Here is a 23,957-nt window from a genome sequence, read left to right on the forward strand (position 1 = left end):
CTGGCAGCGCGCGACGTCTTCGCCGCGCGTCGGTGCAACTAGTCTCGTCCCATGACCTGCTCTCGCCCCACGTTCACCGAAATCAGCGAGTGGGTCGCTGACTACGAGAAGCACGATCACGTCGCCCACGCGACCGTGCACGTACTCCCCCAGGAAGACCCCGAGCACCCCGAGTCGGGAATCGTCGCCGTCCACCTGAATCATGGACCCGCGTCGATTTACTTGAATGTCGACTGCGAACGCAAATGGACCGCGGCACTGACGGAGCGCTCCGGCGAGTTCCCCCTTTCGGGCGGCCATCTCATCGCTCTCGGCGAGGAGCTGCTGACGACCGGGCGCCTCTGCGAGTACCTGCAGTCGCGCACGATCTGACGCCGGTGAGTTCTTCCGACGAAGCGATGCGTCCGGATATCGAACCCGGCATCTACGAGCACTTCAAGGGCCAGCGGTACGAGGTGTTCGGGACGGCCAGGCATTCCGAGACGGAGGAGATCTTCGTCTCGTACCGCAAGCTCTACGACGATTACTCGTTCTGGGTGCGCCCGATCGAGATGTTCACCGAGACCGTCGAGCGGGACGGGTACTCGGGGCCGCGGTTCCGTCGCATCGCGTAGCTTCCGACAGGCCTTGGGGCCGATGGAAGGGGTCTCGAACCACGGCGCGGTGACAGCGCCCGATCACCTCCCCCGAACGGGGGACAGGCGCTTCATTCGCGGTGGGCATCGCCTGAAGGTTTCCTGTGCGCGCTTGATGTTCCCGGGGCTTCGGAGCAGCGTCGAAAGCGGAGGTGTACGAACCATGAAAGCGAGGAAGCCCACATGAGTCATCACATCGCCACACGATCGGCGCGAAAATTCGGATGGAGCGTGGCAGCGTCAGCCGTCGCGGCGATCGCTTTATCACCCCTCGTATCCGCGCCCGCGACTGCGGCAGAGACGAGCGGTCCAGAACACGCTCAGACGTTCTCCCTGGGCTTGACAGTGGATGAGGTTCGACAAGCCCACCAGGACTTTCAGGCCGCGGGTATCCCCTTCGACGCCGTCGAGGACGCGACGGGTACGGTGAATGTCTATCACTTCCCGGAGGGTGATTTCGGCCTGCGGGTGCCCCCCGACCCCGGTACCGTCTCGCCCGCGATCGGCGTCGGTTCTGACGCTGACGGACAGTACATCTCGTTCAACCACACCGATCAGATTGCGATCAAGAACGGATCTGTGACGGCCCTCCTCGGAGCCATAGCGCTCCTCAATCCAGGTGTCGGATTCGCAGCTTCGGTCTTTGTGGGATGGGCGGGCACCTATGTAAACGACCAAGGTGCGTGCTCCGGTAACGACGAGTTGTGGGTTTATTACACTGACGGCCCGACCGGGCCCGCGTACTCGCAAGTCATTTGTCGCCCGGTCTCCTACCCCGGAGGTGGATGAGCATGAGTCCCCAACACCGGAAGCGCCTGTCATTCGCGGCAGCCTTGGCATTCATCGTTCTCGTTATCGCGACCGGACCCGTGTTCGTGTCGTCGGGATTCGCAGGGGGACTCGGCATCCTCGCGCTGTCTGCCATCCTTCCGGCGCTCGTGCTCGGCACGGTCGCGTACATCTGGGCGAGTAACGATCGCGACGCGGCGCGATCAGGAACAGCCGACCCTCCTCGGCGCTGATTGGCGCAGACGTCCTGCCGCAAGAGGGACGGGACGTCCGCGATGCGCACAATTCCATCGACATGCGTCCATTCCGACTCAGGTTGCGCGCATCGCGGACGATATGCACGGCCGATGCCGCTTCCACGCTCGAACCCGGATGCCGATCCCCCGGCATCCGCAGTGCACACCGCCCTCCGCACAACGCCTTACCAGCAACCGATCAACCTGCTGCGAGCACTGTCTCGTGACGGCGACCCCGCGTACGATCACCCTTACGCCGGAGTCCCTCCACGGCATCCGGTCCCTCCGTCACGACGAGAACACGGGAGATTCAGATGGACACGATGGCAATGATGAAGTCGATGGACATGGGCGAAATGACCATGGACATGGATGCCATGCAGGAATGCATGCAGTCCCTGAACGCCTGCGCGATGGCCGCGGCGATGTGCGCCGGCAGCGACATGATGCACGGCCCCGAGATGGCGACGTGCTGTGCCATGTGCTCGAACATGGTCGAGATGGCTCAGGCGACGATGCACATGATGATGCGTCCGGCCGGGATGAACATGGACGTGATGAGCGCCATGATGACCGCCTGCATGACCATGGGCAAGGCTTGCGCCGCCGAATGCCGCGCGCACGCCGACATGGACGAGATGTGCCGCTACTGCGCGATGGCCTGCGACGACATGGTCATGAAGTGCGAGGCCATGATGGCCTCGATGTCTTCCTGACTCGTATCGGGGTCGAACAGCATCGCCAAAATCCCCGAGGTCACGAGGAAGAACACCGCCACGACGGCGACGACGAGAACGAGGACCAGTACGACGGGAGAGCCTTCTCGCCGGTCCTGAGTCATCCCGTCAGTATGCCCCGCGGCGTCAGGCGGCGCGCGCGGTCGTGACGACCGTCGCCGCGTTCAGGAGTTCCGCGACCGGGTGATAAGCCACCGGCTCCCCCACCGCGATGTCGAACGCGGGACCCACGACCCGGAGTGCTACCGTCGCGCCGCTCAGCAGCGCGACGGTGATCGTCGCGCCGTCGGCGTCGATCACGAGGCCGTCCCACCACGCGGACGGGTTCGAGGCTGCCATGCAGCGCTGGATCGGGTGGACTGTCGACGAGATCGTGCGGGACATGGCTTCACCTGCCTTCGAGGGGTTTCGGTGAGACGAAGCTACGGGATGCCGAGGGCTCGGGGCGCGGATGGCGTAGCGGAACGTAACACCCGGGGTCGAGGGCGCCACGGCTTCGTTCCTCAGCTCTCACGAGGCGATGCGATCTGAGTCATCGCGTGTTCCAGCGCATCGAGGACGGCACGGACGTTCGGGCCATCCCGGCGCGCGACGCGCACGATGGCGGTGATCTCTCGGAACGCGGTCTCATCAGCCAGGGGCACTGCGACCGTGCCCGTCGGGAGAGCGCCCCGCCCCAGTCTGGGGAGCGCCGCGATCGCGAGCCCTCGCTCGACGAACGCGAGCAGCGACTGGAACTCCGCGGCCTCGTAGATGGTGCCGGCGCTCCGTTCGAGCCCCGCCGTCGAGTCCAGCCACCGGCGGTAGGGGTCACCCTCGGGGGTCACCGCCCAGTTCTCCTCGACGAGGTCGCTCCACCGTACGCGGGCGGCACCCGAGAGCGGATGGCCGACGGGGAGGATGACGTCGACGGCATCCTGTCCGAGGTCCACCCGGTGCAGGTCGGGGTCGGCACGGCGGGTCGGCGCATCGCCCCACGACTTCACGAGGGCGACATCGGCGAGCCCCAGTCGCACGTACCGGGCGCCCTCGTCGGGCTCCAGCTCGATCGGCTCGACGCGCAGCGCCGGGTGCGCGTCGTGGAGCGCTGCGATGACAGGAACCACGAGTCCGCGCAGCGCCGTCGGGAAGGCGGCGATTCGCACACGACCGGAGGGACGATCGGATGCCGCGACCTCGGCCAGGTCATCGAGACGGAGCACGGCATCCCTCCCCTCATCGACGAGCCGGCGCGCGAACTCGGTGAGAACGACCCCACGGCCCACCCGCTCCAGCAGTGGCGCCCCGACCGCATGCTCGAGACGCTGCACGCGCTGGGTGACGTTCGACGGGGTGTAGTGGAGTAGTCCCGCGGCCGCGGTCACCGAACCAGTGTCTGCCACGGCGATGAGGGCGCGCAGCCCCTGCACATCGATCATTCACTGATCGTAAATCGCGTAGCCAATTAAAGCTCGATTGTGCTTCACGGTTTACGCCGCGACCATCGAGAAGTGACTCAGACGACCCCGCTCGCCCCCGGCATCCCTTCTTCTCACAACCCGCGTACCCGGGCGAGTGTGATGCTGGCGCTCGCGATGGCCGGGTGGGGCACGATCGGCCTCTTCAGCATCCAGGCGGGAAGCGACGCGATCACCACGACCGCGTGGCGCTGCGTGTTCGGCGCCGCGACACTCCTGGTGCTGTCGCTGGCGACGCGGTCGTTCGGCACGTCGGTGTGGACGCGGCGCGCTGTCGCGCTGACCGTTCTCGGCGGGCTCGCGCTCGTGGCGAACTGGGCCTTCCTCTTCTTCTCGTTCGGTCAGACGACCATCACCATCACGACCGTCGCGTACCACCTCGAGCCGTTCTTCCTCGTCGCTCTCGGCGCGATCGCCAGCCGCACGGCCCCGCGGCGGGGAGACATCGCCTGGCTGGTCGCCGCTTTCGGCGGACTCCTGCTGGCGACGCAGTTCATCGGCTTCCGTGGCATCCAGCCGCTCGATCCGGCGCAGTTGCTCGGCATCGGCGCCGCGCTGGCTGCCGGAGCCCTCTACGCGGTCGCCACCTTCGCCGCGCAGCACACTCGCGGCATCCGTCCCTACCCGATGACGCTCATCCAGTGCGTCGTCGGCGCCGCGATTCTCCTCCCGTTCGCGAGCGCACTGGACTGGAGCGGCCCCTTCTGGGGCTGGATCGCGGTGATGGGCATCGTGCATACGGGTCTGCTGTACTCGATCCTTTACAGCAGTGCCCGCGTGCTCTCCACGATCACGCTCGCCGCCCTGTCGTTCGTGAACCCCGCCGTCGCGGTGCTCGTCGACGTGATGGTCTACGGGCACGTGCCCGACGCGCTGCAGCTGCTCGGCATCGCGGTGATCGCAGGGGCGACGTTGGCGATGACGGTGCGCAACCGCTGAGGTGTAGCGCATCCGCCCCACCGCGGCCAGGGGTGCGAGCGCGTCCGCTGCCGAACGACCGGGGCGGAGATCACGCCGCCGGCGGAGCGGGTGCGGCACCCATGATCAGCTCCGGTCTCGTATCGGCGGGTACGGGGAACCACGCGAGAAACGTCACCCCCTCCTCCGTGGCGTCGAATCGCGAGATGGTTCGCGCGGCCGGTTCGTAGAAGGTGTCTCCGGCTCGCAAGATCGACTCCTCCCCGGCTCCGACCTGGAAAATCGCCGACCCGGCCTCGATGACCCCGAACACGGGACCGTTGTGCCAATGAGCACCGAGATGCACCCCGGACGGAATCGTGATGCGCCGCACCTCGACCGACGCGAAGCTCGGCGCACCGTCGAGGGTCACCGTGTCGAGAAGCACGCGTTGCACAGTGGTGTCATTCATGCATTCATCCTGGCCCGCACGAGGTCGCGGCGACGTGACGCCCGCGCGATTCGGCTCGACACGCTCGCGAGGCGAGACGTCTCACGGGAGAGGGCAAGAACGGATGCCACGATGCCGACGGCACCTGTGGCCTCGACGTACGAACGGCCCAGGGTTTCGACACGGTGAGCCGCCACGGCCTGTGCGGCCTCATCGTGCTCTCTCGGACCACCACGGCGGCACAGGAAGTGAACCGCGCGCACCTCGGCTGGGCGGGCTCGGACGCTCCCCCGGGGCTCGAAGACGATCGGTGATGATTCCCCGCCATCCGTTGCCGATCAGCTCGCGTCGTCACAGTCGCTTCACTCGCCGACCGATCGAGCGCCGCAGCATTGTGGCGGCGGCCCCGGCTGAGGTACGTTCACCCGCAGTAGAGACGAGGTTCGCGCGTGGGCAGTGACTCTTTGCTTGCCGTCATCTATCGGGGGAGGCCGGCTACGGTTGCCGAACTCGCCACCCTGTCCCATCTGGGAGGGCCGGAGGCCCGCGCGGCTGTCGATGACTTCCGGCGCCGGGGTCTGCTGGGCGGCACAGGCGATGAACTCGCGTACACGAATCCGGCATTCTGGGCCGCGGGCGCCGTTGCCACCCGTTCGGCTGAGCTGCGCAGCACCGCTGCGGAGGCGCTGGCAGACCTCGAGAACATCGTGTCCAACTTGCCCGAGATGCTTCGGGATTGGGCTGTCGGTGAAGCGTCGGATGACCCGGTGCCCGTCGTCATCCGGCACGGGCCACACGCCTCAGAGGACCTCTGGTTCGATACCGCGCGGCATGATTCGGGCACGCTGGATGCGGTCCTGCCTCAGATCGATCGCTTTGCCGGAAGCTCCCCGGACCGGTCTGCCCGCTTCGGTCGGGCTCTGTCCGGCAAGGATGCGGTGCGCGTCATCATGCCGACGTGGGCGACCGATGATGCGGACACCCGCTCCAGTACGGCACATTACGGTTCTGTGGGTGTCGAGTACCGCCTGATGGACACCCCACCGAGCTGGTTCTGGGTCGATGGGGATCAACTGGCGGTGCCCTTCGAATGGGGCGAGGGCCGACCGACGAGTGTCCTCGGCGTGAGGAATGCCGCGCTCGCAGGGATGGCGCGGGACTACTTCGAATGTCTCTGGCGGCGCGCACAACCCGTCGTGCCCGTGGAGAACTCCTGGTCACCGCTGCTCCAGCTCATGCGTCAGGGGATCACGCTGGACACGGCGTCTCGCCGGGTTGGCATAGCCCCCCGTACCGGGCGGCGCAGGATCTCAGATGCCATGGCCCACTACGGAGTCTCGACGCTGTTCGCTCTCGGTGTCGCCTGGGCCGCGGACGAGAGCGCCACACGCCCTACCGGCTAGGCGCCCACCCGCGGGAACACGAAGGGTGCACCAGGTACGGCGATCGCCGACACGGCCTCGGCGATCGCGGCGCTCGGCGGGATGGGCGTGCCGTCCGCCCGGTTGACGAGGACGTTCGTCGTGGTGAGGACGATGAGCACGGAACCATCGTCCCGGGCGTACATGGTGGAGGAGTATCCAGGCAGATCGCCGCTGTGTCCCGTCCATCCGTTCGTGGCCACGAGTCCGAGGCCGTACCCCGTGCCGGCCGGGTTGCCCGGTATGGCCACCATGCTCAGGCGTTCTTTCTGGGTCTCCGCACGGAGGAGGGATCCTGTCGTGAGATCGTTCAGCCAGGTCTCGAGATCTCCCACCGTGGAAGCAGCTGCTCCCGCGGCTTGCGCCCAGGACGCGTTCCACTCCGTGGCGTCGGCTTCCTTCCCGTCCGCGGTGAGGGTGGTGTAGCCCTGGGCACGGGGTGCGGTGAACGCGGTGGCTGCTTCCGCATACGTGGTCTGCGCGAGGCCGGCCGCGTCGAAGAGGTGCTGCATGGCGGAGGCATACGGTGTGCCGGAGACGCGCTCGACGAGCTGCCCCAGGATGACGGTATTGGAGTTCGAGTAGTCGAAGTCCGTTCCCGGGCTGAAGAGCAGATCGAGGGGTTCGACCATCGCGATCAACTCGCGGGGAGTGAACTGGCGTTGAGAGTCGGCGAGGAACTGCTGATCGAAGGTCGGGGTGCCGGTGTAGCTCGGGATGCCGCTTCGCATCTCGGCGAGCTGTCTGACGGTGACGTCTTTCCAGGCGTCGGGGAGTTCGGGCAGATAGGTGCGGATGGGCGCATCCAGATCGACCAGCTTGTCGTCGACCAGTTGCAGCACGAGCGTCACCGTCATCGTCTTGGTGATGCTCCCGATCCGCAGATGATCGTCGACGGTCAGCGGGGCGCCGGTCGACTTGTCGGAGACCCCGAGCGGTTCTTCGAATCGTCCCCCTGGCGTCTGGAGGAGCACGATGGCGCCCGGGATGCCGTTCGCCTCCATCACGGTCGTGGCGGCGTCTCTGATCGCGGTCGCCGTACTGTCCGGATAGGAGGACGCGGAAGGATCTGACCCGGTCGATGGGGCAACCGGGCTGGTGGGTGCCGTGCTTGTGCATCCGGCCACCAGGAGGAGGAGGGCGATGAGTGCGGCGGTGGGGACGAAACGGGCGGGTCGACGCATGGTCACTTCCCCTCGCGCACGCCGGCGACGAACGTGCCGAACTCCGCTGAAAGCGCTGACGAGAACGGGTAGGCGAGCTGATCCGCGAGGTTCGGGACGTCAGCGTCCCCCACATCTCGCAGGATGTGCACCATGTTCGGCAGCTCGACGAAACGCGCGACTCCGGGCGAGAACGAGTCCGCGAGGGCGACGACGCCTGAGCCTGCACTGCCGTCGCCGCACGGGGTGTTGAAGTCTTTCGTGCCGCACGTGATCAGCGTGGGGATGGTGACCGATGGGGCGACGTCGGCCGGGTCGAGGGCGTCGTACCCCTTTCCGTAGAGGGTGCGATAAGCGTGAGTGACCACCATCTGAGCCGGGTCACTGCCGTAGATGTTGGTCTCGATCACCGCCTGGATCGCCTGGGTGTAATCCGTGGCGGCGGGCAGCGGAACCGGCCCGGGAGTCGGATAGGGCGGGGTTGCGGTGCGGATCTCGTCCACACCCGCCGTCATCCATGCTGTGATGGTCTCCGCGTCGGCTTCCGTCATCGCTCCGGCCGCCACGGCTCCGGTCATCTGCTCGGAGAACTGTCGCGTCAGGATGTCCAGGATGTGCGTGTACGCGGGCTCGATGAGGGCCAGCCCGGCCGGTGCGGGTGCCCCGGCGAGGTCTGCGGCGATGGTGAGGGCTGCGGCTCCGCCCTCGCTGTGGCCCACGAGGATGAGGCGGTTCGTGTCGATCCCGGGCTGGGTGGCGAGGAAAGACAGAGCATCGCGCCCGGGTCGGATGCGGAGCTGGTCGTAGTCGAGCGCGAGCATGGCCGACGGGTCGCTCGTGTAGGGCCCGAGGCCCGTCTGCCCGGTTCCCAGCTTGTCGTAACGGAGGGATGCGATCCCCTCGGAGCTCAGCAGGTCGGCCAGCCAGGAGTAGTCCTCGGTCGCCAGCGTGGCGGTGTTGCCGTCGCGATCGATGGCACCGGTGCCCCCGATGATGACCGCCGCGGCCACCGCGTGCGTCGGATCGACCGGCCCGCGGTAGCTGCCGGAGAACGTGACACCGCCGCTGTCGAAAGAGACCGGCTGGTCGGGCAGGATGGCCGCCGGCTCCGGCGTCGGAACGGGCGTGGTCGTGGCGATCGGGGTGGTGTCGCAGCGCGTGTCGGCGCGTGCCGCGGGCGCTGCACCCCCGAGTGTGCCGAGACCGACGGACATCGCGAGGAGCAGCGCGATGCTGAGCGTCGCCGCACCTCCCGCAGCCGGTGGCGTCGACCGGCCGGGACGACGGACACGCCGACGAGGACGCATCACAAGGGCGAGGCCGAGGAGCAGGATCAGGATGCCGGCACCGAGCGGCAGCAACGGCTCCGATCCGGTCGCGGGGAGACAGTCGATCATCGGGGGGCTCCTTCGGGATCGGTCCAGCGCACGAGCACGTGGCGGCGCCGGCGGCCGGAGCCGCGCTGCAGTTGTCGGCCGGCCATCACGGTCGCCACGAGCGCCGCGCCCAGTGCGCCGGTGAAGACGCGGTCGAGAGTTGCATGCGCCCAGTCGGCGAGCCAGCCCTGGCTGGAGTTCTCGCCCACTGCCGCCGCGATGAGCACGGACACGAGGGCGAGCGCCAGGGTGATGACCCAGAGCACGAGAGGCGCGCCGTGCCGAGCGGCGTAGCCGTAGAGGCCCGTCGTCGAGAGCACCCGCACACGGCCCCTCGCGCGCAGACGGCCACCCGCATCCCACTCGGCACTCTCGCTCGGCGAACTGCGACCGTTCGCGGTCATGACGTTCAGGAGATCTTCGACCGCGCTCCGCAGCGCGACCTCGTCGGTGCCGCTGAGCACGACGTCGGCTCGGCCGAGTCCGACCACGGTCACTCCGCTGCACCCGGTGCGCGGGTCGCTCACGGCCAGCCCCAACCCTGCGGCTACCGCCTCGCCTGCCGTGCGGTGGGCATCAGGGAAGGACGGGTCGGCCGCCGCGAGAGAACGCTCGAGTACCTCGAGCTCCGCTCCGGCCTGCGCCGGGGCAGTCAGCCACCCGCCCCCCTCGATCTGTGCGCGCCAGGCATCGAGAACAGACGTGTCGACCGGCAGCGAGTCGACCCTGTTCGAGCCGGTATCGCCCGGTTCGCGCTCCGATGCAGTGACGGAGAAGGTGACGTACATCAGGCGCCCGAATCCAGCGGAACACTCTGCGGGAAACAGAACACGTCGGAAGGGTCGTAGAGCGCTTTCACCTCGCGGAGTCGCTCCGCCCCGGCGCCCCAATAGTCGCGCTGCCAATCAACGGCCTCGGCGTTCGGAACATTCGAGTAGGCGCCGTTTCCGAACGGTGTGAGGGCGGCCGTGAAGTCGTCTACCCAGCGCAGGCAGTCGGGGGTGAGCGGGTCGTCGGCGGCGGGCACGCCCCCGCGCACCCCCCAACCTGCCCCCGGTTCTGCGTAGAAGAGAGCGTCACGGTGGGCGAAGGCGCTGCCGCCGGCTGGCTCGCTGCGGGCGACGGCTCCTCCGAAAGCGTTGGTGAAGTAGTTGCAGCCGTCGGTGGGCGCCTCGGCCAGCAACGAGCGCACGATCTCGATCGCCTCGACCGGAAAGGGTGCAGCGACGAACTGCGACGAGAACTTCCAGTTCGCAGGTTCGTCGTCGAGGGGAATCTGCAGGCCGTCGTAGGCATCGGCCCAGGAAGCGTCGATGGTGAGGACATCGGGGTGTCCGATCGAGAGCAGCGGATGCAGCAGACGTTCGATCTCGGCAGGGTCACCGCCGGGCGCGAGCACCGCGAACAGGGTCATCGAATTGCGGCTCAATTCGAGCTGACTGGTGAGTCGTTCATCCGCGAAGGGAGCCGTGCCCTGCCACGCCGTGAGCAGCTCGGACACCAGGTCGAGACCCGACCACGTCGCGGTGAGTGTGCTGACCCGAGAGAGGGGATGCACCGCGTAGGTCAACGACGTGACGACGCCGAAACTGCCGTTGCCGGCGCCGCGGAGGGCCCACAACAGATCGGCGTGATGGTCGGCGTCGACGTAGATGGCCTCGGCCGCGCCGTCCGCGCTGGCGACGACGATCTCGGCCGCGAGAAGGTTGTCGCAGGCCATGCCGTAAGCGCGAGTCAGCAGTCCGAGACCGCCGCCGAGCGTGGCCCCCACCAGACCGACCGACCCTTCGGTCCCGGTCGGCACCGCGAGGCCTTCGGCGGCCAGGGCGGCGACCACCGCCGCCTGCGTGAGACCCGCGCCGACGGTGGCCGTCATCCTCACCGCGTCGATCGACACGGAGGTGAGATCGCTCACATCGATCACCAGACCATCGTCGACGGTCGACCAGCCCTCCAGGCAATGTCCCCCGCTCCGAACACGCAGGGGCACTCCGACGCGGCGGGCCGACGTGACCGCGGCGACGACCTGTGATGTCGACTGCACATAGACGATCGCCGTCGGCCGATGCGAGAACAGACGGTTCCACGATGAGCGGGCGGTGTCGTACTGATCGTCGCCCGGGCGCACGACGCGGCAGCCGAGACCGAGGAAGGCGGCGGCGTCTGCGGTGGTGCTCATTCGGCCTCGACGGCGACGACTGCGGCGCCGCCGTCCGGCTCGGATTCGAGCACTGCCCGCCGGAAGATCATCAGCCAGGCGAAGTACACACCACCGGCCAGGATGATCCCCAGCACCACGAGCGCCGGCACGAACGCGTCGGGCGGCGTCACGAGCACGACCAGGACGAGGGCCACCCAGATCAGGGCCACGATCGTGACGGGCAGCTCGAAGCGGCCGAGGTTGAATCCACCGGGCTTTCGTTCGAGCTTGCCGCGCACCACGAGGTAGAGCACCACGATGGCCCCGTACATCAGGGCCGGAAGCAATGTTCCGCCCACGATCAGCTGAACGAGGGCCTCCCCCGGCAGTGCCACCATGAGCACCGCGCCGATCGCGACGATCAGCACGGTGGCGGCGACCGGTGTGCGGGTGTACGGGCTCACCCGGCTCATCAGCTTCGCAGAGGGGAAGCGGCCGTCACGCGCCATGGCGAACACCTGGCGGGAGCACGCCGCCATCACCACCATTCCCGCGCCGAAGAACGCGAAGGCGATTCCGCCGAGCAGGATGCGCTCCCAGACGGGTCCTAGTTGGCCGCGGATGATGGCGGCCACCGGCGAAGGGTCACCGGTCACTACATCCACGTCTTTGATCGAGATGGTGAGCACGATGAGGAAGATGAGCCCTGCGACGCTCGCGGCGATCACCGAGCCCACGATCGCGCGCGGCACCGTGCGGAAAGGGTTCTTGGCCTCCTCGGCGAGGTTGGCCGCCGAGTCGAAGCCGACCAGAGTGGTCAGCCCCATCAACGCTCCGGCCATCAACCCGCCCCCGATACCGAAGTAGTTCGGGTCGGCCAGCGCGGCGCCGCGGGAGCCGAGATTGCCGATGTCGCCGCCACCGGTGACGGCGAGCACGATCAGCAGTCCGATCGCGAGCACCGCGATGATCCCGAGCTCGACCGCCACAGCGGCAGACGTGATCATGCCGAACAGCCGTGTGGAGGCAATCACCAAGACCGCCTGGACGACGAGGATCACCAAGGTGAGAACGCGCGCCATGTCTTCGTCGGCGTCCATCCCGAGCAGCGGCATCACCGCCTGACTCGCCATGGCGTTGGCCATCGTGACCACGGCGATGGCGAGGTACCAGAAGCTCAGCCAACCGAAGAACCAACCGACCTTCGGGTTCGCCAGCCGCGAGGCCCACTGGTACGACGACCCGCTGAGGGCGATGCGTGCCGCGAACTGGGCGACCACCAGCGCCACGAGCGTCTGGCCCACGGCTGCCGCCACCCACAGCCAGATCCCCACCGGACCGGCCGTCTGCAGCATCTCGCCATAGGTGGCGAACACACCGACCGCCACGGAGATGAACGCGAACGAGATGGCGAACACCTGGAAGCCGCCGAGGGTGCGCTTCAGCTGCGGCTGGTCTTCCGAGCTCTGGACCGCGGGCGGCTCAGCCGACGGCACAATCCCCGCTGCGGTGAAACGTTCCGGCATGGCTCTCCCTCGATCTGCCTCAGTGTGACGAGCGCGAGAGTCGGCCGACAAGATCCTCTTGCGGACACGTCCGCTAGAGGACAGGACATCCGCTTCCCCCGCCACCCGCGGTCGGTCATGCTGGCGCTCGATCTGTGTCACGCGGCTGCCTCTGAGGCCCGGCACCGGTCTCGACGGAGGAACGTTCGTGCGAGCGCATCATCACCGCGGCCGGCGGTCCGCGGCCCAGGCCGCGGCCGGCGGCATCCTGCTTTCTGTCCTGACCGGATGCATCACCCCAGGTTCTCCCGGCGAAGCGAACCCGGCACCGACCGCCGGACTCACCTCCGCGTCAGCGTCGGCGCCGAGTTCGTTCGCGGGCGCCCTCGCCGGGCCCATCGACGACTGGCGCACCTCGTTTCGTGCGAGCTCTATGAGCTTCACCGTTCCCGGAACGGTCGTGGCGGCGACGCTCGGTGACGGCCCAGTGGCTCTCGCGGCGAGCGGAGACCGAGTTCTCGGCTCGACGCCGATGGATCCCGACGACGCCTTCCACATCGGCAGCATGACGAAGCTGTTCACCGCCGCCCTCGTGATGCAACTCGACGAGGAGGGCGCGCTCTCGCTCGACGACACCCTCGACCGGTGGTTCCCCGAGGCGCCGAACGGCGCGCAGATCACGGTGCGGATGCTGCTGACGCACGAGAGCGGACTGAGCGAACTCGACATGGCCCTGGTCGGCACCGCCACCAATCAGGAGGTCGTCGACGATGTCTTCTCGAAGCCGCCGGTCTCGCCGCCCGGCACGCAGTACCAGTACCTGAACGCCGGCTACATCATCCTCGGTCGTGTGATCGAGGAGGCGACCGGGCGTCGCTACCACGATCTGGTGGAGAACCGGTTGATCGAACCGCTCGGTCTCAGCTCGACGTATCTCGACGTCACCGGTGCCGACTCGGGCGCCGGGTCAGCCTCGGGCTCCGCTACCGGCTCCGGCACGCGCCCGACGACGGTGAGCGGATACGACCTCGGCTGCGGCGAGGGACTGACGGGTGGCGACTGCCTCGGCCGTCCCTCGACGGCTGTTCCCACCTCGCCCGATCCGTCGCCGCAGTGGACGGGAGCCTGGGCGGCCGGAGGTATGGTGAGCACCGCCCGTGACCAGGCGGTCTGGATCAGGGCTCTCGTCGCTGGAGACGTCGTCGACGACGCCCACAAGGCCGACATGCAGGCGCTCACTCCGCTGTCATCGGCGCACTACCGCGACGCCTACTCGTCGGCGCACCTCACCGCGGTGCAACTCGGCGAGGGAACGGGCCTGACCTCGTGGGCAGTGCCGGGGCTCGGAACCTGTGTCGGCCACGCCGGGTCCATCCCGGGCTCGAACGGCGTCGCCGCCTACTGCCCCGACGAACAACTGGCCATCGTCGTCCTGAACGACATCGACCCGGCGGGACTCACTCCCGGCTACCCGGGCCTGGTCGAACTGGCCCCCGCGGCGCTCGACGCCCTGAACACAGGCTGAACCCCTCGCTCTCCGTCTCCGCCGCGGAGTCAGGAAGCACGACGCCGTCCTCGGCACCTGCTCCAACCGGCCGACGTCGTCGGTGGGGACAGTTCGACGACGGCGAGGAACGGGTTGGCGACCTGAGTCCCGTCGGTGACGAACACCCCTCTCGCGAGCTCGGGGTCGAAGCCGAGTCCGGCTCCGTCGCCGCGCCGGCTCGCGGCCGTACGAAACTCCTGAGAAAGCGGACGCGCACCTCGCCCCCGACCGCGCGAACGGCCTCCGGCATCCCGGATCTCAGGAGTTCGGCCCGCCGCATCTCGCGATACCGTCCCGAAACGCGACGGCAGTACAGTTCACGCATGCCTCCGATCGAGAACCTCCTGGCGTTCGTCGCCGCGGCGTTCGTGCTCATCGTCATCCCGGGCCCGGGCGTGCTGTTCGTGATCGGGCGCTCCATCTCACTCGGTCGCCGCGCAGGGCTGCTCAGCGTGCTCGGCAACGCGATCGGCAACATCCCCGCGATCCTCGCCACCGCCTTCGGCATCGGTGCGCTCGTCGCGTCGTCGATCGTGGCCTTCACGGTGTTGAAGGTCATCGGGGCGGCCTACCTGGTGTGGCTCGGCATCCAGGCGATCCGTCACCGCCGCGATCACGTCGCCGCTCCCGCGCCGACCCCGAAGTCTCGGTGGATCCTGTTGCGTCAAGGCTTCGTCGTCGGCGTCACGAACCCCAAGACGATTGCGTTCTTCGTCGCCGTGCTGCCCCAGTTCGTCGACCCGCACGCGGGCGCCGTGTGGCTGCAGCTCCTCACGCTCGGCATGATCTTCCAGGTGCTGGCCGTGGTCTGCGACTCGATCTGGGCCGTCGCCGCAGGCACCGCGCGCGCGTGGTTCGCGGGTTCGCCGAAGCGCCTGTCCGCACTATCGGGCACGGGCGGCTTCATGATGATCGGCCTCGGCGGCGCGCTCGCACTGACCGGCGCGAAGAGCTGACCGCCGCGAAGAGCTGACACGGGCGCCCGCCCGAGGTCCCGGGCTCGCGAGACAGCATTGCGCTCACAACTCGGCGTCAACCCGTAACGGCCTCGTCAGCGAGTCGCCGTCTCGGCTGCCGCGAAGCAGCCGGGAGCCTCCCCACACGCCATCTGGTCACCGCGGAGCGCCAAGTCACGACGCGGCCGGCCCGTTCTGCCCACGCCGACCTCAGCGCCCCCGCACGCCCAGATCAGCGGATGCCGCACCCTCGAGCCTCGTCCCATCCGGCGCGTAGCGCGAGCCGTCGACGGGGCTGTCCCAGGAGCGTTCCGCGTCGTTCCACGTCAGTGGGGCCGGGGCGACCAGGGCGCGGGTCTCTCCGTCGACAGTCGACACCGCGGCCGTGCGCAGTCCCTGCCGTGACACCACGCCCGCTCCCTCGGCGGGGCGCTCGACCGGTGCCGGAGCCGCCGCCGCGAAGGCCCTCGCGGCCACGCCGACGCGCCGTCCCGCATCGCCGATCCCTCGCCCGAGGTCAGCGGGAACGGTCATGCGCGTGCCGATCGTGCGCATCCACTGCGGGCGGTCGCTGCGCGAGACACCGCGGATCTCGTCGGCCAACCGCATCGCTGCAGCGGGGCCGTTCGTCAGGCCCCAGCCGGCGTATCCCGTGGCGAAGCGAAGGCGCCCGAGGCCTCTCGGCATCCCTCCGACGAAGGGCACGAGGTTGTGCGACTGGTAGTCCTGACCAGACCAGCGGGCGATCTCGGCACCGACCGGGAGCGTGCGGCGGGCCCAGGCGGCGAGTCCCTCGGCGAGCGCGACCTCCGACGACGCGGAGCCGACCGGATGCCGTGCCCCGGTCACCAGCAGAACGCCGCGCCCGAACGAGGACGGTGCCGCAACGACGCTGCGACCGTCGGCGCCCACCTCGCTCCACATGCCGCCGGGGGCTTCGGCATCCCCCTCCATCTCGAAGGCGATCGCCCACGAACGCCGCGCGCGCGTCTTGAGGTCGTAGAGACCCCGGCGCACGATGGGAGTGCCGGTGGCGAGCACGACGGTGTCGCCGAACATCGTGCCGTGGGCGGTGTCGACGCGACCGGTGGGGAGGGCGTGTACGTCCGTCACGCGGACGCCGGTGTGCAGCGTCGCCCCGGCCGCGAGGGCCGCGTCGGCGAGCATGCGCGAAAGCGCCGCGGGGTCGAGGGCGAGCTGGTCGTCGAGGGCGAGGGCTCGCACGGGCGTGCGTCCGCCGAGGTCGGAGGGGGCATCCTCGCGGACGGGGAGCCCCGCCTCCCGCGCGACGTCGCGGACCGCGTCGATCGCCGAATCGGTCGCGATCCCCCGACCGAAGGTGAAGGCGGTGCGCCGGTCGGCTGTGTCGCCGGCGCGCTCGGCGAGCCACTCCTGCCCCGCGCGGTTGGCGTCGACGTAGGCCTTCACGAGCCCGGCCGGGTGATGCGTGCGGAGCGCCGCGAGGGTCGTCCCCTGGAGAAGGGATGCCATCCCCACCGACGCCCCGGTCGCCCCCTGGCCGACGTGTCCGGCGTCGACCACGGCGACGTCGACCCCCGCTTCGGCGAGCATCACGGCGGTCGAAAGGCCGGTGATCCCCGCACCGACAACGATGACGTCGTGCCGCGCGTCGGGTTCGAACGGCGTCCCATCGACGAAGGTCTGGTCGCGGTGCCACAGGGAGGAGGTCATGCGTTCATCCCATCGCGGGCGCGGGGGTCTCGGCATCCGATTGCCTCCGTCGCCCGGATCGTCTACTCCCGTGGGAGGGGTCGCCACACCTGTCGCCCAGGAACGCTCTCGGCGACACTTCTCGACCTCTCGCACGCGCACAGGCGGGCCGCGGATAGGCTCGGGGCGTGACCGACAGCGCCGCCCCCTCGAGCCGCACGGCCGTGGTGGCCGCGGCGATCGACCTGTTCGCCGAGCGCGGCTACGACCAGACCTCGGTCGAGCAGATCGCCCAGGCCGCGGGGGTCTCCCGGTCGACGTTCTTCCGGCAGTTCGGCGGCAAGGAAGATGTCGTCTTCGCCGACCACGAGGTCCTGCTGGGCGAGGTGCGCGCCTACCTGGCCCAGGCACACGACGACCCCTGGGCCGCGGTGTGCGAGGCCTCGGTGCGGGTGTTCCGTCACTTCGCCGCCGACCCCGAGCTCGCTCGGCGCCGCTACGCGATCGTGCGTGAAGTGCCTGGCTTGCGCGACCGAGAGATCATCACGGTCTTCCGCTACGAGCGCCTCTTCGACGAGTACCTCCGGTCCGCCCTTCCCGGACTCGACCCCCTGGATGCCGTCGGCTTCGCGGCCCTCGTCACCGCCGTGCACAACCACGTGCTGCGCCGGCTCATGCGCGGCGCGCGGGTCCCGGCATCCGTTCTCCGGCGTGCCCTCGACGACGTGCTCCGCCGCTACGGCGTGCATACCGACCGCGACGACGCGGCCGGCGACGACCTCATCGTCGCGGCCTTCCCCCGCCGCATGCCCGCCGCCGAGGTCACCCGCCGCCTGCGCGCGTCACTCGGCGAGTAACGCGCTCTCGCGCCGCGTTGCCGCTCCCGCGGCGCGCGCCCGGCCGCGCTCTACGCCCCGTTGAGTGTCCAAAACACCCGGACGCCTCGAAGAATCGTCCGGGTGTTTTGGACACTCACCCCGCGAAGGCGCGGAAGAACCCGGCGCAGCGTGGGCGCGGACTCAGGTGACCGGCTTGGCGAGGTCCTCGACGACTTCGGCACCGGGGAGGGATGCCAGAACCTCACCCGGCAGGAAGATCTTCGCGCCGCGGATCCCGGCGCCGATGATCGCCCGCGGCAACGCGGCCACGCGGGCGTCGAGCAGCAACCGCCAGTCCGACGGGATGCCGAGCGGGGTGATGCCGCCGTACTCCATGCCGGTCTGCGCGACGGCATCGTCCATCGGCGCGAAGGTCGCCTTGCGCGCATCGAGGAGGCGTCGGACGGCGCCGTTGACGTCGAGGCGGGTCGTCGCGAGCGCGAGGCAGGCCGCGGTCGAGGTCACGCCGCCGCGGGTCCCCTGCACGACGAGGCAGTTCGCCGAGATGTCGAGGCTCTGGCCGTACGCCTCACAGAACGCGGCGGTGTCGGCCAGGGCCGGGTCGACCTCGGCCACCTCGATGCGCGCCGAGGTCGCGGGATCGATCGCAGCGATCGCTGCCGCGACGGGGGCGGCCAGCAGTTGCGGGTTCTCTGCGGCGGGGAAGAAGGTCAGCGTGCTCACGCCCGCGACCCTACCGGGCACGCCCTCGCTTGCCCGCGTGATGCCCCCTCGCGACACCCCGAGGCGCCTGAGTGTCCGAAACACCCGGACGCGAGCGCGACCGTTCCCGGGTGTTCTGGACACTCAGCGACGTATGCCGCCCGTGGGGAAGGAATCCCCGGCTCATGGCAGAGCCTCTCGCGCGTGACACCCAGTACCAACATGAGCGATACTGGGAACCATGACCATCGATGCCGATGCCCGCACGCTCCCCGGCGAGCGCGTCGCCCGTTACGACCTCCTCCAGCGCCGCGACACCGACTACTTCGCCGTGTTCGCCGACATCCCCGAGGCCGACCGCGCGGTGTGGGATCGCGCCAAAGCCTTCTGCGACGAGATCGGCACCCGGATGCAGGGCGAATGGGATGCCGCGACCTACCCCGTCGAGCTCCTCCGACGAATGGGCGAGCTCGAGTTGTTCACCGACGGCATCGACCACCCCGACCTCCCCGCGTCGTCACCGCTGGCCGCGGGCCTGGTGAACATGGAAGTGTCACGCCACGACGGCTCGCTCGCCACAGCCCTCGCGGTGCAGGGCGGGCTCGCTCTCCGCACTCTCGCTCTCTTCGGCTCGCCCGAGCAACAGGCACGCTGGCTGACGCCCCTCGCCGAGGGCACGGTGCTCGGCGCCTTCGCGCTGACCGAGCCCGACCACGGCTCCGACTCGGTCTCGCTCGAGACCACCGCGACGTGGACCGGTGACGGCTGGTCCCTCAGCGGCACGAAGAAGTGGATCGGCAACGGAGCCTCCGGCGGCATCACCTTCGTCTGGGCGCGCGTCGAGAACGAGGGCGGCGACGACCACGGCAACGTCCGCTGCTTCCTCGTCGAGCAGGACACCCCGGGCTATACCGGCACCGTCATCACCGGCAAGGTCTCGCTGCGTGGCATCCATCAGGCGCATATCGCGATGGACGACGTACGCCTCGCTCCGGATGCCGCCCTCCCGGGCACCCGCACGTTCAAAGACGCGTCGACCGTGCTGTTCGCCACGCGCTCCGGTGTCGCCTGGTCGGCACTCGGCCACGCGATGGCCTGCTACGAGATCGCGCGAACGTATGCCACCGAGCGCATGCAGTTCGGCAAGCCCCTCGCGAAGTTCCAGATGGTGCAGGAGCGCCTCGCGCAGATGCTCGACGAGCTCACCGCCATGCAGCTGTACTGCCGCCGTCTCGCCGACCTCGAGACCTCCGGCGGCCTGCGCCCCACGCAAGCCTCGCTCGCGAAGTACCACAACACCCGCGCCGCGCGCCGCGTGGCGGCGACCGCGCGCGACCTCCTCGGCGGCAACGGCATCCTGCTCGAGAACGGGGTCATGCAGCACATGGCCGACATCGAGGCGATCCACACGTACGAGGGCACGGAGAGCGTGCAGGCCCTCCTGCTCGGTCGCGACATCACCGGGATGAGCGCGTTCGTCTGACACCGGATGCCACGCCCTGGCGCTCGGAGTGCGTCAGGGCGCGCCATTCCGCGTACTGGGCGCCGCCACACGACGCAAGCAGAGGCGGAATGACGGTAGCTCCCGATACCGTCGGGGCATGAGCCTGTTCTCTCGCCGTTCTGCGCCCCGCGATCCTGTCGCGACCGCGATCCCCCACGCCGAGGAGAGCCCGCCGCAGAGCCTGTGGGCCGACGGGTTCGGCCGACTCGCGGTGCGCGCGGTGCAGATCATCGTCGTCGTGCTTCTGGTGGCTGGCCTCATCTGGGGCATCCAGCAGGTGACCCTCGTCATCATCCCGCTGGTGCTCGCGCTCATCTTCGCCTCGGCATTCGGGCCGGTCACGATGTGGCTGCGCCGTAAAGGCGTCCCCGCCGTGATCGCCACCCTTCTCACACTCCTCGCGGTCGTGCTCGTCCTCGCGGGCCTCGGGTGGCTCGTCGTGACCTCGGTGATCAACCGGTGGGACTATCTCAGCGAGCAGGCGGTGCAGGGCTTCCAGAAAGCACAGGACTGGTACCACACGCTCCCCTTCGCGATCCCGCAGGATCAGGTCAATGAGGCGATCGAGGGCATCAAGGGCTTCGTCACCAGTTCGCAGTTCGGCACGGCCGCGGCCACCGGCGTCGGGGCAATCGCGTCCTTCGTCACCGGGTTCGTGCTGATGGTGGTCATCCTGTTCTTCTTCCTGAAGGACGGCCCGCGCATGTGGGAGTTCATCCTGCGTCCCTTCCGCGGTGCGCACTACGACCGTGCCCGCCGCATCGGCGACAAGACGGTGACCGTCCTCGGTTCGTACATGCGCGGCACGGCGTCGGTCGCCGCAGTCGACGCGATCGGCATCTACATCGGTCTGCTGATCCTGCAGGTGCCGCTCGCCCTGCCGCTGGCGGTCCTGGTGTTCCTGCTCGCGTTCATCCCGATCGTCGGTGCCGTGACGGCGGGTATCCTCGCGGCGCTCGTCGCGCTCGTCACCAACGGGCCGATCGTCGCCCTCATCGTCGTCGGCGTCGTCGTGCTGGTGAACCAGCTCGAGGGCAACTTCCTGCAGCCCGTCCTGATGGGGCGCACGATGAAGCTGCACTCGTTCGTCGTGCTGGTCGTGCTGGCCGGCGGCACGGCGATCGGCGGCATCCTGGGCACACTCCTCGCGGTGCCTCTCACCGCCGTCGCGTGGGGCATCATCACCGTCTGGAACGGCCCCGCCAAGCCCGCCGAGTGGGCGCGTCGGAAGAAGCGCCGGAACCCCGTGCCGCTCGCCGGAGACGAGAGCTCGGACTGACGCGGTGCCGTACGACATCCCCGCGCCCATGTTGGCGAAAGCCGTGCCCGCCGTCCCCGAGCACGCGAAGGTCGAGGGCGGGTTCAGCTACGAACCCAAGTGGGACGGTTTCCGCGCGCTCGTGTCGTGGGACGGCACGGATGTCGAGATCGGCAGCCGCGGCGCCAAGCCGCTCACCCGCTACTTCCCCGAGCTCGTCACCGCGTTCGCCGAGATCCTGCCCGAGCCGTGCCTGATCGACGGCGAGGTCGTCGTCGCGCGCGGGGAGCCGGGGGCGCAGCGCCTTGACTGGGAAGCCCTGTCGCAACGGATCCACCCCGCCGCGTCGCGCGTCGCCCTGTTGTCCGAGCAGACGCCGGCGATGTTCATCGCGTTCGACCTCCTCGCCCGCGGTGACCGCGACCTCCAGGCGGAACCGTTCTCGGAGCGTCGCGCGCAGCTCGAAGACCTGCTCGGCGCGGTGCCCCATCCCGTGCACGTGACGCGTACGACGGACGACCCCGACCTCGCCCGCCGCTGGCTGGCGGAGTTCGAGGGTGCCGGACTCGACGGGGTCGTCGCCAAGCCTCTCGCGCAGCCCTACGCGCCGAACAAGCGCACGATGTTCAAGATCAAGCACGCGCGCACCGCCGACGTCGTGGCGCTCGGGTATCGCATCCACAAGTCGGGGCAGGGCGTCGGCTCACTTCTCGTCGGGCTGTACGACGACGAGGGACGACTCCACGGTGTCGGGGGCGTCTCGGCATGGACCGACAAGCGTCGCCTCGAGCTGATCGACGAGCTCGCACCGCTGGTCGAGCGCGATGCCGAGGGAGAAGCGGTCGTCGGAGAGACCGATCGCTCGCGATTCTCGGCATCCAAGGATGTGTCATTCGTCCGGCTTCGCCCGGAGCGCGTGCTCGAGGTGCGGTACGACCAGCTCGAAGGGATGCGCTTCCGACACACGGTGCAGTTCGAGCGCTGGCGCCCCGACCGAGAAGCGCGCTCGTGCACGTTCGCGCAGCTCGAGACCGTGGGCGCGTACGACCTGGGCGGCGTGCTCGACTGAGTTCGCTTCGTTCGGCCCGACGGTCGTCGACTACGCCACGGCGCGCTCCTCCGTACAGGCCTGTTCGTGGCCCGCGTCAGGCGCGACGGCGTCGGAAGAGGGCCGCCCCGACGATGAGCATCGCAAGGCCGGCCGCCCCGCCCAGGAACCACGGCGACGACCCCGTCAGCGCGAGGACGCCGGGGGTGTCTCCCCCGGGTGCCGCGTCGTCGGGACCGGATGCCGGTGACGAGGGCGTCGTCCCCGGCGTCGGCTCCGCGGGCGTCGGCTCCGCAGGGGTCGGCTCCGCGGGCGTCGGCTCGACGGGAGCCGGCGAGCGCTCCGGGACGTCCACGACGACCCGCACCGTCGCACGGTCCACGGCTCCCGAGGGGTCTGTGTCGTCGACCGCCGCACCCGGGGCCACGACGAGGACCGCGGCGACCACGCCCGCGAGCAACGCCCCCGCGGCGCTCATCGCACGTCCGTCCCGGCACGCGAGGAGGACGCCGCAGCGAGGTCGGCGGTCGAGCGGGCTTCGGCACCGGGAGCCGCCGTGGCAGACGGATCGGCCGGGCCGGCGGCATCCGGCACCCGTCGCTTGCGACATCGTGCGATGACCCACGCGGCGACGGCTCCCGCGAGCAGAACAAGGAGCGCGAGGCCAGTCCATGACGGCGCGAAGACGACGAAGCTCCCGTCGATCACAGCTGGTGCCGAGATCGCATCGTCGCCGATCACGACGGGCCGCACGCTCGACGTGCCGACGAGGGCGAAGATCGGCCAGGCGCTCGTCTCGGTGATCACCGTCGCGGAGTCGCCGGGGAGCAGTTCGACGGGATCTCCCCTGAGCGTCGCCGCGTCGACACCGACCCCGGCCACACCGGCGAGCGCCCCGAGGCGCACGTTGCCGACGTTCTCGACAGCCGTCTCCACACGCAAGGTACCCGGAGCGAAGGGGATCCACGACGGGGTGAACGAGGCATCCACGGCGCCCAGGTGCAGGGCCGGCACGATCTCGCCGGCAACCTGCAGGTGCACGCGCACCCCGATGCGGTTGGTCACGGTGACGCCGTCGTCGGCCCTCGTGACGCCGACCACGATGCCGGCGGGATGGTCGCCGGGTGTCACGTCGGCAGGAACATCGATGCGCACCGGCAGCACGCGCATCTCCCCCGGAGCGAGCGTGATGGTGCCGGCATCCAGCCCGTCCACGGTGATCCAGGCGCCCGAGTCGCGCGCGTCGCCCGAGGCGATGTCGAAGGCGCCACCGTCGCCGACGATGCCGTCGCCGGGGGCAACGGTGAACGTCGCGGCGGCGGCTCCGAGGTTGGTGACGGCGAGGGCGTCGGTCGCGCTCGCTCCGGGATCGATGGTGTGCCGCAGCGAGACGCGACCGTCCGGGCCGTTCGCGTCGGCGGGCGACACCGCCCACTGGGCAGCCGGCGTCGCAGCGAGCACGATCGGCACCGACGCCGAGCCGGAAACCGCGGGAGCGATCGCCGTGGTCGGGGCTGCGAGCGCCGCAGCCGGGGCGGTGGTCAGGAGCAGGGTGGCCGCGGCGACCGCGGCGAGGGTACGGGGGAACACGGGGAGTCCTTCGGGAACGAGGGATGCCGGTGCGCC

Annotated in this window: 26 protein-coding genes; 13 read left to right on the top strand and 13 right to left on the bottom strand. The window is 69.3% G+C overall.

All coding sequences use genetic code 11. From position 1 onward, the window contains the following. Window positions 1–51 precede the first annotated feature (51 nt). The 5 genes from PIR02_01550 (at window position 52) to PIR02_01570 (ending at window position 2,376) form a co-directional block, all read left to right on the top strand. Window positions 52–372, top strand: a complete 321-nt coding sequence (locus PIR02_01550; protein ID WZH37358.1) for a hypothetical protein — start codon at window positions 52–54, stop codon at window positions 370–372. 5 nt (window positions 373–377) lie between these two features. Next, window positions 378–614, top strand: coding sequence for a DUF1653 domain-containing protein (locus PIR02_01555; protein WZH37359.1), 237 nt, complete (start codon window positions 378–380; stop codon window positions 612–614). Between the two features lie 204 nt (window positions 615–818). Then, on the top strand, window positions 819–1,424 hold the full coding sequence (locus PIR02_01560) for a hypothetical protein (GenBank protein WZH37360.1): 606 nt from the start codon (window positions 819–821) through the stop codon (window positions 1,422–1,424). A gap of 2 nt (window positions 1,425–1,426) precedes the next feature. Then, window positions 1,427–1,657, top strand: a complete 231-nt coding sequence (locus PIR02_01565; protein WZH37361.1) for a hypothetical protein — start codon at window positions 1,427–1,429, stop codon at window positions 1,655–1,657. A gap of 317 nt (window positions 1,658–1,974) precedes the next feature. Further along, window positions 1,975–2,376, top strand: coding sequence for an aldehyde dehydrogenase (locus PIR02_01570; protein WZH37362.1), 402 nt, complete (start codon window positions 1,975–1,977; stop codon window positions 2,374–2,376). On the opposite strand, the gene PIR02_01575 is transcribed toward PIR02_01570, so the two are convergent. The 3 genes from PIR02_01575 to PIR02_01585 form a co-directional block, all read right to left on the bottom strand. Then, entirely contained in the window at window positions 2,307–2,501 is a 195-nt protein-coding gene (locus tag PIR02_01575) for a hypothetical protein (GenBank protein WZH37363.1), read from the bottom strand. The two genes, PIR02_01570 and PIR02_01575, sit on opposite strands and share 70 nt — an antisense overlap. Before the next feature lie 22 nt (window positions 2,502–2,523). Continuing rightward, on the bottom strand, window positions 2,524–2,781 hold the full coding sequence (locus PIR02_01580) for a nuclease (protein WZH37364.1): 258 nt from the start codon (window positions 2,779–2,781) through the stop codon (window positions 2,524–2,526). Window positions 2,782–2,900: 119 nt separating this feature from the next. Further along, complete coding sequence (locus PIR02_01585; protein ID WZH37365.1) at window positions 2,901–3,815, bottom strand: LysR family transcriptional regulator; 915 nt, start codon at window positions 3,813–3,815, stop codon at window positions 2,901–2,903. Window positions 3,816–3,887: 72 nt separating this feature from the next. On the opposite strand from PIR02_01585, the gene PIR02_01590 reads away from it, so the two are divergent. Continuing rightward, on the top strand, window positions 3,888–4,793 hold the full coding sequence (locus PIR02_01590; GenBank protein ID WZH37366.1) for an EamA family transporter: 906 nt from the start codon (window positions 3,888–3,890) through the stop codon (window positions 4,791–4,793). A gap of 70 nt (window positions 4,794–4,863) precedes the next feature. On the opposite strand, the gene PIR02_01595 is transcribed toward PIR02_01590, so the two are convergent. Then, window positions 4,864–5,223, bottom strand: coding sequence for a cupin domain-containing protein (locus tag PIR02_01595; GenBank protein WZH37367.1), 360 nt, complete (start codon window positions 5,221–5,223; stop codon window positions 4,864–4,866). Between the two features lie 428 nt (window positions 5,224–5,651). Between PIR02_01595 and PIR02_01600 the strand changes: the two genes are divergently transcribed. After that, window positions 5,652–6,605 carry a hypothetical protein gene (locus PIR02_01600; GenBank protein ID WZH37368.1) on the top strand — a complete coding sequence of 318 codons (954 nt, stop codon included), beginning with the start codon at window positions 5,652–5,654 and terminating at the stop codon, window positions 6,603–6,605. Here PIR02_01600 and PIR02_01605 read toward each other — a convergent pair. From PIR02_01605 to PIR02_01625, 5 genes are read right to left on the bottom strand one after another with little or no spacing between them, the layout of a single operon-like run. Beyond that, window positions 6,602–7,807: a serine hydrolase gene (locus PIR02_01605; GenBank protein WZH37369.1), complete on the bottom strand. Its 1,206-nt coding sequence runs from the start codon at window positions 7,805–7,807 to the stop codon at window positions 6,602–6,604. The two genes, PIR02_01600 and PIR02_01605, sit on opposite strands and share 4 nt — an antisense overlap. 2 nt (window positions 7,808–7,809) lie before the next feature. Beyond that, window positions 7,810–9,183 (bottom strand): hypothetical protein, encoded by a 1,374-nt coding sequence (locus tag PIR02_01610; protein ID WZH37370.1) that lies wholly within the window; start codon window positions 9,181–9,183, stop codon window positions 7,810–7,812. Further along, the gene (locus PIR02_01615) at window positions 9,180–9,950 is read right to left on the bottom strand and encodes a hypothetical protein (protein ID WZH37371.1); all 771 of its coding nucleotides are present in this window, start codon (window positions 9,948–9,950) and stop codon (window positions 9,180–9,182) included. The genes PIR02_01610 and PIR02_01615 overlap by 4 nt, the downstream gene beginning before the upstream one ends. Continuing rightward, window positions 9,950–11,341: an FAD-binding oxidoreductase gene (locus PIR02_01620; protein ID WZH37372.1), complete on the bottom strand. Its 1,392-nt coding sequence runs from the start codon at window positions 11,339–11,341 to the stop codon at window positions 9,950–9,952. Before PIR02_01620 ends, PIR02_01615 begins: the two co-directional genes overlap by 1 nt. Continuing rightward, window positions 11,338–12,828, bottom strand: a complete 1,491-nt coding sequence (locus tag PIR02_01625; GenBank protein WZH37373.1) for an amino acid permease — start codon at window positions 12,826–12,828, stop codon at window positions 11,338–11,340. Before PIR02_01625 ends, PIR02_01620 begins: the two co-directional genes overlap by 4 nt. Window positions 12,829–13,240: 412 nt before the next feature. Between PIR02_01625 and PIR02_01630 the strand changes: the two genes are divergently transcribed. Both PIR02_01630 and PIR02_01635 read left to right on the top strand, forming a co-directional pair. Beyond that, window positions 13,241–14,332, top strand: a complete 1,092-nt coding sequence (locus tag PIR02_01630) for a serine hydrolase (protein WZH37374.1) — start codon at window positions 13,241–13,243, stop codon at window positions 14,330–14,332. Between the two features lie 344 nt (window positions 14,333–14,676). Continuing rightward, a complete protein-coding gene (locus tag PIR02_01635; protein WZH37375.1) occupies window positions 14,677–15,309 on the top strand; it encodes a LysE family translocator in 633 nt (210 codons plus the stop codon). Window positions 15,310–15,519: 210 nt separating this feature from the next. Here the strand turns inward: PIR02_01635 and PIR02_01640 are convergent, their stop codons facing one another. After that, on the bottom strand, window positions 15,520–17,001 hold the full coding sequence (locus tag PIR02_01640) for an FAD-dependent oxidoreductase (GenBank protein ID WZH37376.1): 1,482 nt from the start codon (window positions 16,999–17,001) through the stop codon (window positions 15,520–15,522). A gap of 167 nt (window positions 17,002–17,168) precedes the next feature. Here PIR02_01640 and PIR02_01645 point away from each other — a divergent pair, with 167 nt between their 5' ends. After that, window positions 17,169–17,837, top strand: a complete 669-nt coding sequence (locus tag PIR02_01645) for a helix-turn-helix domain containing protein (GenBank protein ID WZH37377.1) — start codon at window positions 17,169–17,171, stop codon at window positions 17,835–17,837. A 162-nt stretch (window positions 17,838–17,999) separates the two neighbouring features. Here the strand turns inward: PIR02_01645 and PIR02_01650 are convergent, their stop codons facing one another. Then, window positions 18,000–18,542: a YbaK/EbsC family protein gene (locus tag PIR02_01650; GenBank protein ID WZH37378.1), complete on the bottom strand. Its 543-nt coding sequence runs from the start codon at window positions 18,540–18,542 to the stop codon at window positions 18,000–18,002. A 220-nt stretch (window positions 18,543–18,762) separates the two neighbouring features. On the opposite strand from PIR02_01650, the gene PIR02_01655 reads away from it, so the two are divergent. The 3 genes from PIR02_01655 (at window position 18,763) to PIR02_01665 (ending at window position 22,352) form a co-directional block, all read left to right on the top strand. Further along, on the top strand, window positions 18,763–20,004 hold the full coding sequence (locus PIR02_01655; protein ID WZH37379.1) for an acyl-CoA dehydrogenase family protein: 1,242 nt from the start codon (window positions 18,763–18,765) through the stop codon (window positions 20,002–20,004). A 118-nt stretch (window positions 20,005–20,122) separates the two neighbouring features. After that, a complete protein-coding gene (locus PIR02_01660; GenBank protein WZH37380.1) occupies window positions 20,123–21,304 on the top strand; it encodes an AI-2E family transporter in 1,182 nt (393 codons plus the stop codon). Window positions 21,305–21,308: 4 nt separating this feature from the next. After that, on the top strand, window positions 21,309–22,352 hold the full coding sequence (locus PIR02_01665) for an ATP-dependent DNA ligase (protein ID WZH37381.1): 1,044 nt from the start codon (window positions 21,309–21,311) through the stop codon (window positions 22,350–22,352). A 76-nt stretch (window positions 22,353–22,428) separates the two neighbouring features. Here PIR02_01665 and PIR02_01670 read toward each other — a convergent pair whose 3' ends face one another. Then, entirely contained in the window at window positions 22,429–22,809 is a 381-nt protein-coding gene (locus PIR02_01670; protein ID WZH37382.1) for an LPXTG cell wall anchor domain-containing protein, read from the bottom strand. Next, window positions 22,806–23,921 (bottom strand): hypothetical protein, encoded by a 1,116-nt coding sequence (locus tag PIR02_01675; GenBank protein WZH37383.1) that lies wholly within the window; start codon window positions 23,919–23,921, stop codon window positions 22,806–22,808. Before PIR02_01675 ends, PIR02_01670 begins: the two co-directional genes overlap by 4 nt. Window positions 23,922–23,957 lie beyond the last annotated feature (36 nt).

Origin of the sequence: Microbacterium enclense (assembly GCA_038182865.1) — a bacterium.
In the GTDB taxonomy this organism is placed as follows: domain Bacteria; phylum Actinomycetota; class Actinomycetes; order Actinomycetales; family Microbacteriaceae; genus Microbacterium; species Microbacterium enclense_B.

Bases quoted from the DNA above. Each gene is read 5' to 3' on its own strand.
- PIR02_01660 (WZH37380.1), top strand. From the start codon at position 20,123: ATGAGCCTGTTCTCTCGCCGTTCTGCGCCCCGCGATCCTGTCGCGACC.
- PIR02_01625 (WZH37373.1), bottom strand. From the start codon at position 12,828: ATGCCGGAACGTTTCACCGCAGCGGGGATTGTGCCGTCGGCTGAGCCG.
- PIR02_01575 (WZH37363.1), bottom strand. From the start codon at position 2,501: ATGACTCAGGACCGGCGAGAAGGCTCTCCCGTCGTACTGGTCCTCGTT.
- PIR02_01630 (WZH37374.1), top strand. From the start codon at position 13,241: ATGAGCTTCACCGTTCCCGGAACGGTCGTGGCGGCGACGCTCGGTGAC.
- PIR02_01610 (WZH37370.1), bottom strand. From the start codon at position 9,183: ATGATCGACTGTCTCCCCGCGACCGGATCGGAGCCGTTGCTGCCGCTC.
- PIR02_01670 (WZH37382.1), bottom strand. From the start codon at position 22,809: ATGAGCGCCGCGGGGGCGTTGCTCGCGGGCGTGGTCGCCGCGGTCCTC.
- PIR02_01615 (WZH37371.1), bottom strand. From the start codon at position 9,950: ATGTACGTCACCTTCTCCGTCACTGCATCGGAGCGCGAACCGGGCGAT.
- PIR02_01635 (WZH37375.1), top strand. From the start codon at position 14,677: ATGCCTCCGATCGAGAACCTCCTGGCGTTCGTCGCCGCGGCGTTCGTG.
- PIR02_01565 (WZH37361.1), top strand. From the start codon at position 1,427: ATGAGTCCCCAACACCGGAAGCGCCTGTCATTCGCGGCAGCCTTGGCA.
- PIR02_01560 (WZH37360.1), top strand. From the start codon at position 819: ATGAGTCATCACATCGCCACACGATCGGCGCGAAAATTCGGATGGAGC.
- PIR02_01620 (WZH37372.1), bottom strand. From the start codon at position 11,341: ATGAGCACCACCGCAGACGCCGCCGCCTTCCTCGGTCTCGGCTGCCGC.
- PIR02_01605 (WZH37369.1), bottom strand. From the start codon at position 7,807: ATGCGTCGACCCGCCCGTTTCGTCCCCACCGCCGCACTCATCGCCCTC.
- PIR02_01585 (WZH37365.1), bottom strand. From the start codon at position 3,815: ATGATCGATGTGCAGGGGCTGCGCGCCCTCATCGCCGTGGCAGACACT.
- PIR02_01595 (WZH37367.1), bottom strand. From the start codon at position 5,223: ATGAATGACACCACTGTGCAACGCGTGCTTCTCGACACGGTGACCCTC.
- PIR02_01655 (WZH37379.1), top strand. From the start codon at position 18,763: ATGACCATCGATGCCGATGCCCGCACGCTCCCCGGCGAGCGCGTCGCC.
- PIR02_01580 (WZH37364.1), bottom strand. From the start codon at position 2,781: ATGTCCCGCACGATCTCGTCGACAGTCCACCCGATCCAGCGCTGCATG.
- PIR02_01640 (WZH37376.1), bottom strand. From the start codon at position 17,001: ATGACCTCCTCCCTGTGGCACCGCGACCAGACCTTCGTCGATGGGACG.
- PIR02_01550 (WZH37358.1), top strand. From the start codon at position 52: ATGACCTGCTCTCGCCCCACGTTCACCGAAATCAGCGAGTGGGTCGCT.
- PIR02_01570 (WZH37362.1), top strand. From the start codon at position 1,975: ATGGACACGATGGCAATGATGAAGTCGATGGACATGGGCGAAATGACC.